The organism is Prevotella sp. HCN-7019 (genome assembly GCF_037890215.1).
In the GTDB taxonomy this organism is placed as follows: Bacteria; Bacteroidota; Bacteroidia; order Bacteroidales; family Bacteroidaceae; genus Prevotella.
In genome coordinates this window covers 782,311-800,959 of record NZ_JBBKBO010000001.1, presented here as the reverse complement: position 1 = coordinate 800,959, position 18,649 = coordinate 782,311, and the positions used below count along the sequence as shown (strand labels likewise).

General features: G+C 50.8%; 11 protein-coding genes. 4 read left to right on the top strand and 7 right to left on the bottom strand.

Annotated elements, in window-relative coordinates; all coding sequences use genetic code 11:
• Nucleotides 1-251: 251 nt before the first annotated feature.
• Genes WKT13_RS02710 through WKT13_RS02700 form a run of 3 tightly spaced genes read left to right on the top strand, consistent with a single transcriptional unit; the run spans nt 252 to nt 4,602 of the window.
• The gene (locus WKT13_RS02710) at nt 252-2,840 is read left to right on the top strand and encodes a calcium-translocating P-type ATPase, PMCA-type (protein WP_340322712.1); all 2,589 of its coding nucleotides are present in this window, start codon (nt 252-254) and stop codon (nt 2,838-2,840) included.
• A gap of 41 nt (nt 2,841-2,881) precedes the next feature.
• Nucleotides 2,882-3,826, top strand: coding sequence for a bifunctional riboflavin kinase/FAD synthetase (locus WKT13_RS02705; RefSeq protein WP_340322711.1), 945 nt, complete (start codon nt 2,882-2,884; stop codon nt 3,824-3,826).
• Complete coding sequence (locus tag WKT13_RS02700; protein ID WP_340322710.1) at nt 3,823-4,602, top strand: CPBP family intramembrane glutamic endopeptidase; 780 nt, start codon at nt 3,823-3,825, stop codon at nt 4,600-4,602. The genes WKT13_RS02705 and WKT13_RS02700 overlap by 4 nt, the downstream gene beginning before the upstream one ends.
• Before the next feature lie 947 nt (nt 4,603-5,549).
• On the opposite strand, the gene WKT13_RS02695 is transcribed toward WKT13_RS02700, so the two are convergent.
• The 6 genes from WKT13_RS02695 to topA form a co-directional block, all read right to left on the bottom strand.
• Nucleotides 5,550-6,029 carry a pyruvate ferredoxin oxidoreductase gene (locus WKT13_RS02695; RefSeq protein ID WP_340322709.1) on the bottom strand — a complete coding sequence of 160 codons (480 nt, stop codon included), beginning with the start codon at nt 6,027-6,029 and terminating at the stop codon, nt 5,550-5,552.
• Nucleotides 6,019-6,531 (bottom strand): RNA polymerase sigma factor, encoded by a 513-nt coding sequence (locus tag WKT13_RS02690; protein ID WP_298621332.1) that lies wholly within the window; start codon nt 6,529-6,531, stop codon nt 6,019-6,021. The genes WKT13_RS02695 and WKT13_RS02690 overlap by 11 nt, the downstream gene beginning before the upstream one ends.
• Before the next feature lie 156 nt (nt 6,532-6,687).
• On the bottom strand, nt 6,688-7,461 hold the full coding sequence (argB, locus tag WKT13_RS02685; protein WP_340322708.1) for an acetylglutamate kinase: 774 nt from the start codon (nt 7,459-7,461) through the stop codon (nt 6,688-6,690).
• 111 nt (nt 7,462-7,572) lie between these two features.
• The gene (speA, locus tag WKT13_RS02680) at nt 7,573-9,465 is read right to left on the bottom strand and encodes a biosynthetic arginine decarboxylase (RefSeq protein ID WP_298621330.1); all 1,893 of its coding nucleotides are present in this window, start codon (nt 9,463-9,465) and stop codon (nt 7,573-7,575) included.
• Nucleotides 9,466-9,563: 98 nt separating this feature from the next.
• A complete protein-coding gene (locus tag WKT13_RS02675) occupies nt 9,564-10,094 on the bottom strand; it encodes a shikimate kinase (protein ID WP_340322707.1) in 531 nt (176 codons plus the stop codon).
• The gene (gene topA, locus WKT13_RS02670; protein ID WP_298621325.1) at nt 10,091-12,427 is read right to left on the bottom strand and encodes a type I DNA topoisomerase; all 2,337 of its coding nucleotides are present in this window, start codon (nt 12,425-12,427) and stop codon (nt 10,091-10,093) included. Before topA ends, WKT13_RS02675 begins: the two co-directional genes overlap by 4 nt.
• A gap of 1,156 nt (nt 12,428-13,583) precedes the next feature.
• Here topA and WKT13_RS02665 point away from each other — a divergent pair.
• On the top strand, nt 13,584-15,515 hold the full coding sequence (locus WKT13_RS02665; protein ID WP_340322706.1) for an exo-alpha-sialidase: 1,932 nt from the start codon (nt 13,584-13,586) through the stop codon (nt 15,513-15,515).
• A gap of 1,073 nt (nt 15,516-16,588) precedes the next feature.
• Here the strand turns inward: WKT13_RS02665 and WKT13_RS02660 are convergent.
• Complete coding sequence (locus WKT13_RS02660) at nt 16,589-18,577, bottom strand: glucosamine-6-phosphate deaminase (protein ID WP_298621320.1); 1,989 nt, start codon at nt 18,575-18,577, stop codon at nt 16,589-16,591.
• Nucleotides 18,578-18,649 lie beyond the last annotated feature (72 nt).

Below are 18,649 nucleotides of genomic sequence, written 5' to 3'. Positions count from 1 at the left end.
AGTCCGACGAGTGACATGCCGTCAGCATGTCCGCAACACATGTCATAAGAAGCCTGACGACATCTTAAAAATAAATAAATTTATTTTGTCCGGCACCCTATTTGCATTATCTTTGCAGAAGATAGGCAGCACCCGGGAGATTGAAAGCAAGCTTTCTTTCCGCCCGTTTGCGCCATATTCGCATGTAGAAAACAAGGCATGAAGCCGCATAATGGCAACGTAAGCAAATACGCTCATTTTTTAAAAAAGATATGGACACAGAAACACAGAAAAACCTTTCGGAAGGTCTGAACGACCAACAAGTGGAACAAAGCCGCAACCAACACGGCGAAAACGTACTCACACCGCCCAAGCGCACATCACTGCTTAGGCTTTATCTGGAGAAATACAACGATCCTATAATCAAAATTCTGCTCGTTGCGGCAGCGGCCTCGCTCGCGCTGGCTTTCTTCCACAACGACTTCATCGAGACAATAGGCATCGTGCTTGCCATAATTCTTGCCACGACAATCGGTTTCTATTTCGAGCGCGACGCCGCAAAGAAGTTCGACGTACTCACGGCACTGGGCGAGGAATCGCCAGTCAAGGTGAGACGCAACGGCGTGGTAACGGAGATTCCGCGCAAGGATGTAGTGGTCGGCGATGTCATCATCATTGAGGTGGGCGATGAAATTCCGGCCGACGGACGCCTCATAGCCTCTACCGACCTTCAGATAGACGAGTCGTCGCTCACGGGCGAACCCATCATAAGCAAGCACGTGGTGACAGACGAAAACCCGACAGACAAGGAAGCAACATATCCGTCTGACACAGTGCTGCGCTCAACAATGGTGATGAACGGCAACGGTGTGGCAGTCGTGACAGCTGTGGGCGACAACACGGAGATAGGCAAGGTGGCACGCAAGGCAACCGAAATGACAGCCGTGAAAACTCCACTCAATATACAGCTCAGCAAGCTGGCGAAGCTCATAAGCAAGATAGGAACAGCCGTTTCGGTGTCTGCCTTCGTCATATTCCTCACCCACGACATCATGACCAACCCGTTGTGGCAGGGCACAGACTATCTGGCAATGGCCGAGGTGACACTCAACTACTTCATGATGGCTGTGACACTCATCGTGATGGCCGTGCCTGAGGGTCTGCCGATGGCCGTAACACTAGCCCTGGCGCTCAACATGCGCCGCATGCTCAAGAGCAATAACCTTGTGCGCAAACTGCATGCCTGCGAGACAATGGGTGCGGCAACAGTGATATGCACCGACAAGACCGGAACACTGACACAGAACCGCATGCAGGTGGCCGACATGGTTGTGACAGGTCATGAGGAACTGCTTGGCAGCGCCATCGCCCTCAACACCACTGCCAACATCGACAATGAAGGCAAAGGTATAGGCAACCCTACGGAAGTGGCACTGCTGCTCCGTCTGAAGGACAAGGGACTCGACTATGTGGAAATGCGCCAGAAGGCCGAGATAATAGACCGTCTGCCGTTCTCTACAGAAAGAAAATACATGGCGACAGTAGCCAAAGTGGACGGCAAGGAATGGCTCTTCGTGAAGGGTGCGCCTGAGATTGTGATGGGCTTCTGCAACATCTCAGACGACGAGAAAGCCAAGATAACCACACAGTTGCGCGCATATCAGAACAAGGCCATGCGTACACTGGCCTTCGCATGCAGACAGACAGGCGAGATGAAGGTGGCAGACCTCACACTGCAGGCAGTGGCCGCGATAAGCGATCCGCTGCGCGAAGACGTGCCGGCAGCCGTAGGCGAATGTCACTCGGCAGGCATCAAGGTGAAGATTGTTACCGGCGACACATCGGCAACAGCCGTTGAGATAGCACGCCAGATCGGCATATGGAAGGAAGACACACCGGCCGAGGATCAGATAACAGGTCCCGACTTCGCCGCTCTGAGCGACGAAGAGGCTTACAAGCGCGTGGAATCGCTCAAGGTGATGAGCCGCGCACGTCCTACAGACAAGCAGCGTCTGGTACAGCTTCTGCAGGATCACGGCGAGGTAGTTGCCGTTACCGGCGACGGAACAAACGACGCTCCGGCGCTCAACCACGCCCATGTGGGACTCTCGCTCGGCTCGGGTACAAGCGTTGCAAAGAATGCCAGCGACATCACCCTGATAGACGACTCGTTCCAGAGCATCGTAAAGGCCGTGATGTGGGGACGCTCGCTCTACCGCAACATACAGCGTTTCATCTTCTTCCAGCTCATCGTCAACGTGACGGCTCTGCTGCTCGTGCTCGGCGGTTCTATCATAGGTACGGCACTGCCACTCACTGTCACACAGATACTTTGGGTGAACCTCATCATGGATACGTTCGCCGCCATGGCACTGGCCTCACTGCCTCCTTCGCACGAAGTGATGAAAGAGAAGCCCCGCAATCAGACCGAATTCATCATAAACCGCAGCATGGCCTACGGCATATGGATTCTGGGAGTGCTTTTCTTCTGCGTGATGATAGGAATGCTCATCTATTGCGACAAGTATTGTTCAGGTCCTGACGGCATCAGTGTCAAGGCTCTCACAATATTCTTCACGGCATTCGTGATGATACAATGGTGGAACCTCTTCAACGCCAAGACACTCGGCACCAACCACTCTGCCTTCCACGGACTGCTGAAGGATCCGGGACTGCTGCTCACACTCTGCATCATCCTCGTGGGACAGTGGATCATCGTGACATTCGGAGGCAAGATGTTCCGCACCGTTCCGCTCACCGGCGACGAATGGTTCAGAATAATCGCCGGCACATCGGTTGTGCTTTGGATCGGTGAGATAATAAGAGGTGTGAAACGCCTCCTCACAAAGAACAGACAATAACAATACATCCGCAATGGGATGCGGCTTGTAAACAGATTGTAATGAAGACAATACGTTTGGAAAAAGACATGCAGCCCGTGCAGCCATGCGTGGCCACCATAGGTTTCTTCGATGGCGTGCACCGGGGGCATCAATATCTCATAAGACAGGTGACTGACGAAGCTCGCGCAGCCGGACTGGAATCGACAGTCATCACCTTCGACCGCCATCCGCGACAGGTGTTGCAGAGCGACTACATCCCGCAGTTGCTCTCAACACCTGAATCGAAGCTGCTCATGCTCTCCAAAACCGGTGTGGACAACGCCGTGGTGCTGCCCTTCGACCGCGAAATGGCCTCTCTCAGCGCAAAGGAATTCATCACCGACATTCTGAAAGAGAAGCTCAACGTGCGCAAACTCATCATCGGCTACGACAACCGGTTCGGACACAACCGTGCGGAAGGATTCGCCGACTATGTGCGCTACGGCCGGGAAGTCGGCATGGAGGTGGTTCAGGGCAATGCGTTCAGCCTGTGCGGATACAACGTCAGTTCGTCCGTCATACGGAGATTCCTGCAGGACGGTGAGGTGGAAATGGCAGAGAAATGCCTCGGCTATCCGTACACCATCGCGGGAATTGTGAAAAAAGGATTCCAGAAAGGACGTCAGCTGGGATTTCCCACGGCCAACCTCGACCCGGCAACCGTCGGACAGATGATACCGGCACACGGCGCTTACGCCGTGACGGCACGCATAGAGCAGAGCATGGCCATGCGTCCGGCGATGATGAACATAGGCACGCGCCCCACATTCGGAGGCGAGGACGTGTCGCTGGAGACAAACATATTCAACTTCAGCGAAAACATATACGGCAAACTGATGCTCGTTTCGTTCATCCACAGAATACGCGGCGAGCAGAAGTTTGAGAGCCTTACACAACTTCAGGAACAGCTGTGTATGGACAGAAAAATGGTAGAACAACAATTTAACAAGGATAAGGAAGAATGAAAACATCTCTGGAACAAGCCATGCAGGCCGCCTTGTGCTTCGTGGCATTCATCATCATACAGTTCGCCGTAATGCAGTGTGCAGCACTGATAGTGGACAACATGGCGTTCAACGCTACGGCACTTGTCGTAAGCTCGCTGGTTGCCAGCATCATCACCATAGCCCTGTTTGTGTGGCGACGCTGGGCGGTCCTCTCTCGCAACTACATCAACACACGTCCGTGGAACACCTTTTTCTGGACTGTTACAACCGCCATCGGCATGATACCCGTGGCATCGTTCATTCTTGAGACATGCGATCTGCGCATCAGCGACGAGGCGGTACGCCGCTACGCCAACATGATAAACCACGACCTGGGCTACATCGTAATAGGCATGGTGGCACCCGTTGCCGAGGAGATTGTCTTCCGCGGAGCCATCCTGCGCAGCCTTCTTAAGATATTCGACAAGCGCATGCACTGGGTTGCAATATTCGTTTCGGCACTTCTTTTCGGCATAGTGCACGGCAATCTGGCACAGGGACTGAACGCGACTATCATCGGCCTGCTGCTCGGATGGATGTATTACCGCACAGGAAGTATCGTTCCCGGCATCATATTCCACTGGGCAAACAACACTGTTGTGTTTGTCATGATGAAGCTCATGCCCGGTACATACAACATGACAATAAGCGAGTTCTGCGGAGGAGACACAAAGAAAATAGCCATATTCATGGTTTGCGCGCTCTGTGTGCTCATTCCGTCGCTTTATCAGCTGACTATCCGTCTGAAAAGATAAAAGGCCTCAGACGTACGGAAAACAGTTCTATGGGAATTCCGTATGGATTGGCTCTTATGTAAAAACCGTAACCCCAATCCCGGATCGGCGTTGCAGCCTTCTACTGAAGGGAAACAAACAAGCCCACTTTCAGATTTTCAGCATCCTGAGGTTTTCCTGTCTGAGTTTTCTCTTCTACCCCAAAAAACAAGTGCGTATTTGCGGACCGGTTATTCTTCGGACGCAAATACGCGAATTTTTAGAGTTTTATACAAACAGTTGGATACCAACAACTTACATTCCGAAGCTATTTTTTCATCTCACGAAACGCACCGTTTCAACACGTGATATGCCCCGTTTCAGGGCATGAAACGAACCATATCGCACCATAAAACAGACTGAATCAGGCCCTGAAACGGGCATTATCGGAAAGCAAAATGAATTGTTCCTTACTACGCTATAGGGTATATAAAAAGACGGTACGGACTAAAATGGCCTTTATTATATCGGATTTAACATTCGTTCACATCTCTTTTGCGAAAATATTTTGTCAAAAAAAAGTCAAGAAAAACTGTAAGTCCGACGTCTGAGTTTTCTTTAAACACGCTGATATGAGGCTTGATGAAAGGCACGGGTAGCACGCGCATGTCTTTGAAGGATAATTTACCGGTTGCGGCAATGTTATTTTATCACTACGTGAGGAAATGGCTTCGCGGAGTCATGCCATAGCGCGTTGTCAGGAGTTTTGCGCCATTCCATGATGCATCATGAACAAGACCCGTCCACACAGACCTCTGCAAGCCAGAGGCATAAAAGGTCTTATATAAAAAACAACCGCCGGCACATCAACTTTGTACCGGCGGTTTTCAACGTTAGTATGTTATGAAAAATTTGAGAGAACTTGAAACTTCACAGTTTCATCTTTTTTGTTTTACTAAACATGATTATATAGAAAGCATAGAAAAAATCTACTTTAAGAGCGTCGGCGCGTCATATTTCATGCTGCTCATACCCGACTGCTTGAGTGTGTCAGTGCGTGCCGAATCGTTCAGCGCTACCGAAATGCCCTGCACCGGACGTTCGAAACTCGTCACGTTGGTGTAATCGTCCTCATGGAAAGACGACTGTGCGGCATTGCTCAGCGTAAGGATTATGGCCACTACTGCAGCCGCCTTGAACAGCGGGGCAAATCTCTGTCCCATTGTGAGCACGCGCGCCTTGACCGGCTCCGGACGCGATATGATGGACATAATCTGCTCATCGAAGTCGTCACCGAGCACATCGGTGGCAGGCTCAGTCTGCTCGTATATGAACAGGCAACGGTATTGCTTCAGCTCATCGGGCACATTAGCCTGGCTGAAAAAGGCGCGGAGTATCTGCTCTTCCTCAAGCGATGTCTCACCCGCCCAATAACGTTCCAGAAGCTGATTAATATATTTATAGTCCATAATTGTCGTATTCCTGTATTTTCTGTTTCACCGTCTGACGGGCCCGGAATATGTTTACCTTCACCTGTTCCTCGGTTATTCCCATCACAGCGGCTATTTCCTTGTATGACTTTCCCTCGAAATCGCGAAGCTGCATACAGCTTTTCTGCTTCTCCGGCAGACTATCGAGCAACTGCCTTACTATCGAGATGCGGTCCTTGAGAGTTGTTTTCTCCAGCGGGTCTGAGGCATTGTCGGCCTTCTCGGCATATCCGCTGTCGAGCGGATTGTTCTTTCCTTTCAGCAGCCTGACCCTATCCAAAGCCATGTTTCGGCATATTGTAAGGCTGAATCCTTCTATCGACTCAATCTCACCGAGGCTCTCCCGCCGGTTCCAGATTTTAATCAGTGTATCCTGAACGATATCTTTCGCCTCTTCAGGGTCCATCGTTATGCGCAATGCAAGCCGATAAAGAATATCTTTGAGCGGCAGGACATCGTTGCGGAAACTGATATTTCTCATCTGATATCTGTTTAAATGACGTTTGTTGAAATAAAAAGTTACAGGTTTACGAGATATTTTACACCTTTTAACATTGTTTCGTCTGCAGCACAACAAGGCTTACCATACTTACTGTTCTGTATGCCAGCACGTTGCGAAGGACAGACCGTAGGGCTGTTATTTGCTGATTATTGTGCCCGAATCCTTGCCGATGGCTGTGGCAAGAGTTATGACAACCTGTTTCACTCCGGCATCGACAGCGTTGAGTGCATTCTCTATCTTCGGCATCATACCGCCGGAGATTGTTCCGTCGGCTACATATTTCTCATAGTCAGTACGTGTGATGCGTTCTATCACACTGTCTTCGTCGTCAGGATTGCGCAGCACTCCCTTCTTCTCAAAACAGAATACCAGCGTGACGTCGTAGTGTCCGACAAGAGCCGTTGCCACAGACGAAGCTATTGTGTCGGCATTGGTGTTGAGCATGCTGCCGTGGCCGTCGTGGGTCAGCGGAGCAACAACAGGCGTAATGCCGGCGTCGATAAGCATCTTCAGACGGTCGGCATCCACACGCCGTACGTCGCCCACAAAGCCGAAATCGACACCGTCCACCACCGGCCGGCGTTCCGATCTTATCACGTCCATATCGGCTCCCGCAAGTCCGGCGGCATTGATACCGCGTGCCTGAAGACGGGCCACTATGTTCTTGTTGATTAGCCCGCCGTAAACCATGGTGACCACTTCGAGCATGTCTTTGCCGGTTATGCGCCGGCCGTTCACCATGCGGCTCTCCACGCCGAGAGCCTCGGCCACCTTCGTGGCGCGTCTTCCGCCACCGTGGACAAGCACCTTCGGTCCTTCAAGCGCCGCAAAATCGTCGAGCAACGCCTCGAGCCGTGCCTCGTCCTCAACAACGGCTCCACCCACCTTTACTATTGTAATATTATTCATAACATCCTGTTTTATTGTGAGAAAAGCACCCGGCAGACATACAGGCCGGTGTGCGAAATACGATGAGCAGGCCGGTGTGAACCGTCCTGCCCGTGAAGTTTCGCTATTGTTTTATTCAAGATAAGTATATCCGTACAGACCGGAGCGATAGTTGGAGAGAAACTCCTTGCCTTCCTCGAGCGAGATACGTCCCTGCTTGACGCTCTTTGTCACCCAAGTCTCAAGCTGCCGCACCAGTTTCTTCGGGTTGTACTGAACGTAGTCGAGCACCTCTTCCACGGTCTCACCGTCGAATATCTGGTCGATGTGATAGCCGTTGTCCTTCACACTGATGTGCACGGCATTGGTGTCGCCGAACAGATTGTGCATGTCGCCGAGTATCTCCTGATAGGCTCCGATGAGGAACACTCCGAGATAATAGTCCTCGTTCTTCTTCTGTGTATGCACAGGAAGCACACTTGAAATGTTGCGGTTGGTCACGAAGTTGGCTATCTTTCCGTCGGAGTCGCACGTGATGTCCTGCAGCGTCGCGTTGCGTGTAGGACGCTCGTCAAGCCTCTGTATAGGCATGATCGGGAACAGCTGGTCGATGGCCCATGAGTCAGGCAGCGACTGGAAGAGCGAGAAATTGCAGAAATACTTGTCTGCAAGAATCTTGTCCAGACGCTTGAGCTCCTCCGGCATGTGTTTGAGCGACTTCGACAGATTGTTCACTTCGCGGCACACGCTCCAGTACATGCTCTCTATCTCGGCGCGTGTTCTCAGGTCCACGATGCCGTGTGAGAACAGGTCGAGTGCCTCTTCGCGTATCTGCTCTGCGTCGTGCCAGTCCTCAAGCATTGAACGAGGATTGAGGTTGTCCCATATTTCGTAAAGGTCTTTCACCAGCTGGTGGTCCTTATCGCTTGGTTCAAAATCTTCCGACATCTCCGGAAGCGAGGCTGTCTCGAGCACGTCTATCACGAGCACCGAGTGGTGCGCAGTGAGCGAGCGGCCGCTCTCGGTTATGATATTCGGATGGTTTATGCCGTTCTTGTTGGCTGCTTCTACGAAAGTATAGATGCAGTCATTGACATATTCCTGGATGGAATAGTTGACGGAACTTTCGCTGCTGGGCGAACGTGTGCCATCGTAGTCGACGCCGAGTCCGCCTCCACAGTCTACGAAATCGACATTATAGCCCATCTTGTGCAACTGTACATAGAACTGTGCGGCTTCGCGCAGCGCCGTCTGTATGTGGCGTATCTTGGTTATCTGACTGCCGATGTGGAAGTGGATGAGACGGAGCGAATCGTGCAGATTCTTCTCGTCGAGTATCTTCAGCGCCGTGAGCAACTCGCTGGACGTCAGTCCGAACTTGCTGGCGTCGCCGCCGCTGTCCTCCCACTTGCCCGAACCACTCGATGCAAGTTTTATTCTTATACCAAGGTTCGGCTTCACGTTGAACTTACGCGCAGCCTTGGCAATGATGTCGAGTTCGTTTAGTTTCTCGACGACAATGAATATACGTTTGCCCATTTTCTGCGCAAGCAGCGCCAGTTCTATATAGTTCTGGTCCTTGTATCCGTTGCAGATGATGAGCGAATCGCTCTGACACTGCAGCGCGATGACTGCATGCAGCTCAGGTTTTGAGCCGGCCTCGAGTCCCAGATTGAATTTGCGTCCGTGCGAGATTATCTCTTCCACCACGGGCTGCATCTGGTTCACCTTGATAGGATAGATGATGAAGTTCTCGGCCTTGTAGTCATATTCCTTTGCGGCAATATTGAAGCAGTTAGCCGTTTTCTCGATTCTGTTGTCCAGAATATCGGGAAAACGCAGCAACACCGGCGTCGTCACGTCGCGCAATGCGAGCTCGTCCATCACATCACGCAGATCGATCTGCGTGTCGTCCTTGCATGGTGTGACGTAAACATCACCCTTTTCGTTGATGCCAAAATAAGAAGTACCCCATCCGTTGATGTTGTACAGCTCCTTCGCGTCTTCAATTGTCCATTTCTTCATTGCTGTCGTTTTTTTCGTAAGTCGGCTTTAGGATTATATCATTAATATTATATTGTATGTTGTTATTTTATACGTCAGGCTGTGCAGACGCTCCGGCGTCAGATGCTGAGTATCTCGCGCAGCTGTCCGACGGTGGTTTTTATTTTCTCATAGTTGTCGAGAAGGCTCACATCGAACGTGTGCATGGCCTTGGCATAGAATGGTTCGCGCAGTTCAAGTTGCTCTCTTACAAATGTCTTCACCTCATCGGGAGTCTTACCCAAAAGCAGCGGACGGACACTGCGGCCCATCTTCAGATGTTCGAAAAGAACCTCCGGCGACGCCTTGAGATACACGGTCTCGGCACGACTGTTCATGTAATCGATGTTGTCGAAGAAGCAGGGCGTGCCGCCTCCACAGCTTACCACCACGTTCTCGAACTCGGCAACCTCGTGCAACATGTTGCGTTCTATGCGACGGAAACCGTCTTCGCCCGACTCGTCGAATATCTGTTTGACTGTACGGTGCATGCGGCTCTCAATGTACCAGTCAAGGTCGTAGAACCGCCTTCCGGTGTCCTGTGCGAACGCCTTGCCTACGGTGGTCTTGCCGGCACCCATGTATCCGAGGAATATTACAGGTCTGTTCATTTTCTGCGCTGTGATGCCGGTTTCTTCTTTTCCGGCGTTGCATTCACTATCTCCATGCATTTCTCATACGTCAGTTCGGCCGCCTTGGAGTGCAGATCCTTCGGTATGCGGTAGTTGCTGCCGTTGTAGGCTATGTAAGGACCGTATTTTCCGTTGCGCAGCTCGAGTTTGTCGTCTTCTTCAAACGACTTGATATGGCGCTGCTCTTCCTGCTGACGCTTCTCCTCTATCAGGCGTACGGCCGTCTCAAGTGTTGTCGTGAGCGGATTTTCATCCTTCGGCAGCGACACATATTTCTTGTTGTGCATGACGTACGGACCGAATCTTCCGGTTCCGATAACCACGGGCGAACCTTCGAACTCGCCCACCTCGCGCGGCAGTTTGAACAGTTCGAGAGCCTCTTCCAGCGTTATGGTCTCCATGCTCTTGTCGGCCGGGAGCTGCGCAAAGAGCGGTTTTTCGGAGTCAGTGGCCTGTCCTATCTGTATTACAGGACCGTAACGGCCTATCTTAACGAACACCGGATGTCCGGTCTTCGGGTCTGTTCCTATCTGACGTTCGCCGGCCTTGTGTTCGCTACGGGCGTTCATCACCTTGTCAACCGTTGGTTCGAACTCCTTGTCGAAGTGGTGCATAACATCGGTCCACATCACTTTGCCTTCGGCTATGCGGTCGAACTCCTGTTCCACGGTGGCCGTAAAGTTATAGTCCATTATGACAGGGAAGTTGTCCATAAGGAAGTCATTCACCACCGTGCCTATGTCGGTAGGCAGAAGCTTGCCCTTGTCGTTGCCGGCCATCTCTATCTTGCGCATAGAGTTTACGACCAGTCCGCGTAGCGTGTCGATTGTGTAGCTGCGTTCCTCGCCCTTCTTGTCGCCCTTCACAACATAGTTGCGCTGCTGTATGGTGCTGATTGTCGGAGCATAGGTAGACGGGCGTCCGATACCCAGTTCCTCCAGTTTGTGCACGAGGCTTGCCTCAGTATAGCGTGCCGGGCCCTGCGAGTAGCGTTCTGTTGAAGTTATCTCGCGGCGTGTGAGAGTGCCACCTTCGGTCAGTTCGGGCAGAGTGTGTTGGAAATCGTCCTGGCGGGCGTCATCGTCGTCGGTGGATTCGCGGTAAACCTTGAGGAATCCGTCGAACTTCACAACCTCACCGTTGGCCACAAACTTCTCTTCCGCACCACTCACGCCTATCGTCGCCGTGGTTTTCTCTATCAGAGCATCGGCCATCTGACATGCCGCAGTGCGCTTCCATATCAGTTCGTACAGACGGCGTTCCTGCATGGTTCCGTCCACAGAGGCGTTGCTCATGTATGTGGGGCGGATGGCCTCGTGGGCTTCCTGTGCGCCTTTGGAATGTACGTGATACTGGCGCGGATTGCTGTATTCGGCACCATATAAACGTGTTATCTCCTCCTTGCTCGCATTGATGCAGAGGGCTGAGAGATTCACACTGTCGGTACGCATGTATGTGATGTATCCGTTTTCGTAAAGCCGCTGTGCCACCATCATAGTCTGCGACACAGAGAATCCCAACTTGCGGGCGGCCTCCTGCTGTAGCGTCGAAGTTGTAAACGGCGCTGCGGGAGCACGTTTGAGCGGTTTTTTAGTGACCGACTCCACCTTGAACTCCGCCTGTTTGCACTTCTCAAGGAATGCCAGTGCCTCTTCGTGGGTGGCGAAACGCTTGTCCAATTCGGCCTTCACCTCTGAAGCCGAACCGTCGGGATTGGTTGTGGCAAATATTGCGTTGATGCGGTAGTATGGCTCGCTCTTGAACTTGTGTATCTCGCGCTCGCGTTCCACTATCAGTCTGACAGCCACGCTCTGTACACGTCCGGCCGAAAGCGCCGGCTTCACCTTGCGCCAGAGCACCGGCGAAAGCTTGAATCCCACCAGTCTGTCGAGCACGCGGCGTGCCTGCTGGGCGTTCACCAGATTCATGTCTATGCGCCGCGGCGATTTTATGGCCGCGAGTATCGCAGGCTTGGTTATCTCGTGGAACACGATACGGTTGGTCTCGTCCTTATCCAGCCCGAGCACCTCACACAGGTGCCACGATATGGCTTCTCCCTCACGGTCTTCATCGGAAGCCAGCCACACCTTGCCGGCAGCCTCCGCATTTTCCTTCAGTTTCTTGACTATCTCCTGCTTGTCTTTCGGTATGACATAATCAGGTGTCAGCGTCTTGTCGTCAATGCTCAGTTCCTTCTTCTTCAGGTCGCGGATATGTCCGTAAGATGACATCACCTTATAATCCGAACCCAGAAACTTCTCTATCGTCTTAGCCTTTGCAGGGCTCTCCACGATGACTAAATTCTCTTGCATATTTTGCCTTTACACTTTATATAAGGTGCAAAATTAGACAGAACTTTCACTTATACCTTTTTATATGCCGAAAAAAATCGCGCATTTTTACAGATTTTAATTTTATTACATTTATTTTTCAATATTTTACCAATTCGAAAGCATCAACGCCACTTATTCACACACCACACGTCATCTGTCGCCACACTCACGCAGCCGTCACCATTCCATCACCGGAATACCGCAGTCCGCATATTTGCATATTTATGAAGCGCCACAAAGAGAAATGGATATACATGCAACGTCAATCTCGCGAGAATGGCCTCAGATTGCAGTAAAACACGTCCGAACGCAAATTCGCGACTTTCAGAGCATAACAGCAAACTATTATAAACCAACAGATTACGCAAAGCCACCCATTTACGCGTCATATTCTGCTCTGCAGAAAAGCCCGTTTCACATTCCCGAACGGCCCATTCCATCATGCAATACAGTCCATTTCATGACTCAACAAAGGCGTTTTCACAACACGAAAGAGCCATTCCTGTTACACAACAATGTGCGAAACACCACGAAAGGCACATTCCGGCCCGTTCCAGGTCACCCTAATCCAGCCCACAATACCTCTACACATCCCTTCCACAATTCCCTTTCGTGATTTCTTATGTAAAGAATCTTTTACTCTCAATTCTGTTTATTTATGCTTAAATTCAGTTTTCTCCATGTTTTCAGACGCCGCTACACACCCTCTCGTATCATAGGCCTCATCTCTCAAATACGTACACTAACAAAATACATACAATCAATAGTACGACTCGATGGAATGGCTTATTTTTCATAAAAAAGTCCATTCCATCGGATTGCGATCGGACAACAAAACATAATATATACAAACTATCCATCACCACACATCCCCAACATAAAACAGAGTCACGCAACAATGCGCACACATCAAGACAACTCCACACGACAAAAATATGAAGTATATACACCCCAATACTGCTTTCTCTGAAAAAACAATGCTTCAAAAAGAATATATCTCGGTTTTATACGTTTATGTAGTATATGATTGGCGGTTTGCCGTAAAAAATCTATCCAAGAATTAATACACCGGCGAGCATATCATCACGAAGCTATACCAAAACATTCAACATAACCTGTAAAAAAACCGTAAACAATGCTCAAACTACAAATTATTGTTCTGACTCTTCTGTCTGCAGTATGTTCCGTTATGGCAGACAACACAACTCCGTACAGCGGCTCACGCATATTCTGGAACATGTCGTCACGCCGCACCGTATTCAATTCGGGAGGATATTCACGTATGATACAGCTGCAGGACGGACGTCTGATGGCTGTGTGCGAAAGCAATGGCATCGATATATCGTTCAGCGACGACCTGGGCAACACATGGAGCAGCCCTGTGAAGATTGTGACAAACAGTAACAACACCCCCAATTGTGTGCCAGACCTCATACAACTGACCGACGGCACCATAATCGTGGCGTACAATCCACGGCCGGCGGAGCCTTACACGGTAGACCGTAAATTCGGTATAAGATGCAAGCGCAGCACAGACAATGGCCGGACATGGAGCGACGAGATATTCATCTACGACGCCCAACACACCTTTGCCGACGGATGTTGGGAGCCGTCGATGCTCGAATTGCCTTCTGGCGAGCTACAGGTTTATTTCGCCGACGAAGGCCCTTATACAAGCAGCGGTGAACAACAGATATCCATATGCCGCTCTTATGACGGCGGACAGACTTGGGGCAATACCAACAGAATTTCGTTCCGGGCAGGTTACAGGGACGGTATGCCGTCGCCGGTACTGCTCAACGACAAAGAGACGATAGTAGTAGCCATAGAGGATAACGGCTGGCCGGGCTACAATGATTTCTTTCCTACAACAGTGAGATGCAGTTTGGAGAAAAACTGGGTACGCTACTGTGTGACGGGCGACAGCGAGAACCGTGACCAGACGCTCGATCTGTCGTTTTGTCCATTGGCCAAAGGAGGCGCACCGTATCTGAGAGTGCTGCCATGGGGCGAGACAGTATTGTCGTGGCAATCGAAATATAATCACGGCTCTACCAACACTATGTTCACCGCCGTAGGCAACGAACAGGCCCGCGGATTCAAGGCAATGTCATGCCCGTTTGTCACATCAGAAACCGACCAGGCACTGTGGAACTCGGTGGCTGTAATCGATACCGGCGTAGTGGTTGCCGTAGGCGGTGTGAACGGTCGGGTGGAGATGATAAAAGGATATCCCACACGACTGCTTCTGGCTCCGTACGGTCACCCTGTCATCGACGGTATGGCGACAACAGACGAAGGATATATGCGTCCCAATGCATCGCAGATAATGCTCGGCACACAGACCGGCATACAGTCATCGGCCGACTTCGCCCACGACGAAGACTCACTCTACTTCATCGCGCAGATAGCCGACCCTACATTCGTCAGCAGAAGAGGCACCACGGACAACATACGTCTGATGATAGACGCCGACAACATTTCGGAATCATCACCACAGAAAGGAATGTACTGTTTCTCGTTCAGACGCGACAACGAATGCAAGGCATGGCACGGCGAAAATGGTAGCTGGAAGGCTGTGGACGCCTCACAAATAAACATGAAGGTGAGTTCGACGGAGTCTTCATACGTTGTGGAGGCCGCTATACCATGGAGTGCGTTGGGAAAGAGCGAACCACCCGCAGGACAACGCATGGCTGCTACACTGGAGATAGAAAACGTGGAAGAAACCGGATCATCAGCCGAACGTATACCCGATGCACAGCGCAACGCGTCGTGGACATACATGGAATTCCGCATAACCGGCGACAAAACCACCGACGGAATTAAAACAACAGAAAGTGCGGATAATGACGGAATAAAAATGCATGTGAGCGAGAATACGCTCTCCGTGAACAGCAGCAAGGCCGTGACAGACCTGACCGTATATTCTGCCGACGGACAGATTGTGGCAAGACTTGCCAATCCCGGCATGCATTTCAATACAAGAATAGGACATAAAGGATTTGCCGTTGTAAGAATGCTTCTCGCCGACGGAAAGAACATAAGCCGGAAAACGACATTCTGAAGTAGCGTTCCGGACAATAAAGCAAAGCACAACAATCCACGGCAGACATCATCTGCCGTGGATTGTTCATATTATAGAGTACGGGAAAATCCGTCATCCACGTTACACAGACTATTGATACATGTGCTATAATTCTGGCTCAGTAGAAACCAGGTGTGGATTGACAGCTATAAAAAACAGCGGCATCAATTCCTTACCGGCGTTGTCGCCTTCCGGCGGAAGGCGACAATATGTGGCACTTTCAAATTTTCAGTATCCTGCGCATTTCCAATCCGAGTTTTCAATTCTACCCCGAAAAATAAGCGAGAATTTGCGGGCGGACTCTCCTTCGGACGCAAATTCGCGAAAAATAAGAGCTATGCTTAAAATATTGAATATCAATAATTTATCTTTAAGAGATATCTTTCAGTCCTGCAATAAGCACCATTTCAGCATGCGATTAAGTACATATCAGGGGCTGAAATGCTTAATATCACACCCTGAAACAAGCGCAACCGTAGGCTGAAACGGGCTTAATCGGAGTGAAAGACGGATTATACATGATTGCGTTACGGTATATACGTCATGGCTGTAAAGCCCGAACAGGCCTTCGGAGTGTTGTATTTAACAATTCTTTACATCTCTTTTGCGAAAATATTTTGTCAAAAAAAAGTCAAGAAAATCTGTAAGTACGCCGCCTGAGTTTTCTTTAAAAAGGCTGATATCACGTGCAGGGAAGGATACGGAAAACATGCATCGGCCTTGTGGCGATGATTGGCCGGTTGCGGTGACGTGACTTTATGTTATATGGACAGACGCTCTGTCACTCTTCATAGTCCCCGGTTGTGTCTGGAATTCTCCTTCATCCCGTCATGCTTCATAAACAAAACCAATCCCCACAGAGCTTCTACTGATCCATAATGATTTCTCTTTCCATACATCGGCGTCTTGCGATTCTCTCGTCACAGGACTTCAACAGGATGCGGCATACATAAAAAAGGAAAGTCCGTGATCCGTTCTGCATCTTGCAGCCACGGCTCACGGACTTGTCATAAAACAGCGTAAGAGTGTCTTCCGCCATTTATATCATTTCATCACGGCTTGTATTCCACGAAAGCCTCCATTGCCTCATAGCATGCCAAACCAAGCTTATCGTAGAGTCGTGCAGTGGCGCGGTTGCGATCTTCGGCACGCTGCCAGAACAGACGTTCGTCGTCGCCGAGGAACGGAGCGCTCTCCATCTGCGACTGATGTTTCAGGATGCTGTTACGCTTTGCGCGGAGTTCTTCAGGGCTCATGGGCACACACATCTCGATGTTCTCTATCTCCCACTCTGCCCATGCGCCACGATACATCCACACACGGCAGTCCTTCAGCCACTCTGCACCTGCTTCCTTCTCCATGTCTATGGCTGCAAGGACAGCGTCGGTGCACTTACGATGAGTGCCGTGCGGGTCGGCCAGGTCGCCGGCCACGTATATCTGATGCGGCTTCACGTCGCTTATGAGCTTGCGAACGATGTTCACATCCTTCTCCGACATCGGCAGTTTCTCTATCTTACCCGACTCATAGAACGGCAGATCAAGGAAATGTACGTGGTCGAGCGGTATGCGGTTGTAGGTGCATGCGGTGCGTGCCTCGCCACGACGGATGAGTCCTTTGATGGTGAGAATGTCGCGCGTGTCGCAGTCGCCCTGCTTCTTGTTGGCCAGGAAAGCCTTTATCTCCTCATACTTGCTCTTTATCACCTGATCGGAATCGTTGGCGAAAAGCTGGTTGAAACCATTGATGAAGTGCATGAAACGTGTCACTTCCTCATCGCCCACAGCTATGTTTCCGCTCGTCTCGTAAGCCACATGCACGTCGTGGCCCTGCTGTACAAGACGGTTTACAGTGCCGCCCATCGATATAACGTCGTCGTCAGGATGCGGAGAAAATACGATTACGCGCTTCGGATAAGGATTGGCACGCTCCGGACGATATGTGTCGTCGGCATTGGGTTTGCCGCCCGGCCATCCTGTGATGGTGTGCTGCAGATCGTTGAAAATCTTTATATTGGCATTGTATGCCGATCCGAAAAGCGCAAGCAGTTCGCTCAGTCCGTTCTCGTTGTAGTCCTTGTTGGTGAGCTTCAGGATTGGTTTGCCTGTCACACCGCACAACCATACCAGCGCCGAGCGTATCAGTTTATCGGTCCATTCGCAGTTTGTCACAAGCCACGGGTGGATGATACGTGTCAGTTTTGCGGCGGCTGCCAGGTCGATCACCACTTTCGCATCGTTATGTGTCTGAAGGAACGAAGCCGGAATGGCGTCGGTGATATGGCCTTCAACGGTTTTCTGAATGATGTCGGCCTTATCGTCGCCCCACGCTGTGAGGAAAACCTTGCGTGCCGAAAGAATCGTGCTCACACCCATTGTTATTGAACACGGTGGCACAGGCTCCTGTGAACCGAAGCTGAGGGTCATCTCTTCACGCGAGGTTGAGTCGATAAGGATTATTCGCGACGCTGATGTGAGCGAACTTCCCGGTTCGTTTGTGGCGATGTTGCCCATACGTCCGATACCAAGCAGCATTATGTCTATGCCGCCCTTTTCCTTTATCAGCTGCTCATACTGACGACAGTGCTGAAGCACCTCGTCCTGCGGTATGGTGCCGTCGGGCGAGAATATGTTTTCAGGATTGATGTCAACATGGTCGAGGATGTATTTGCGAAGCTGACCGAGACTGCTGTGCATGCTGTCCGGACGCAGCGGAAAATACTCATAGGCGTTGAACACTGTCACATTGGCAAAGCTCAGCCCACATTCCTCATGACGGCGCACCAGCTCCGCATATACCGAAGCAAGCGACTGTCCCGTGCCCAGACCGAGCACACAGTTGCGGCCTTCGGCCTTGCAGCGTTTCATCTCGGCCTCTACAGTGTCGGCAATGAGTGTCACACCCTCTTCTGACTTGGAGAAAATCTCCGTGCTTATTTTCTCGCACCTCGTAATCTCCGAGCGTTCCACTGCCGTGCGCGGACGGTAGAATTGTTCGGGTACGTTGTTCAGTACGATGTGCGAACTTAAATTCATTTTCATACCGCTATTGTTTTTGCATTATTGTCTGTTATGTTTGTTATCAGTGCGTGTACCGCACATTAGGCCACCGCC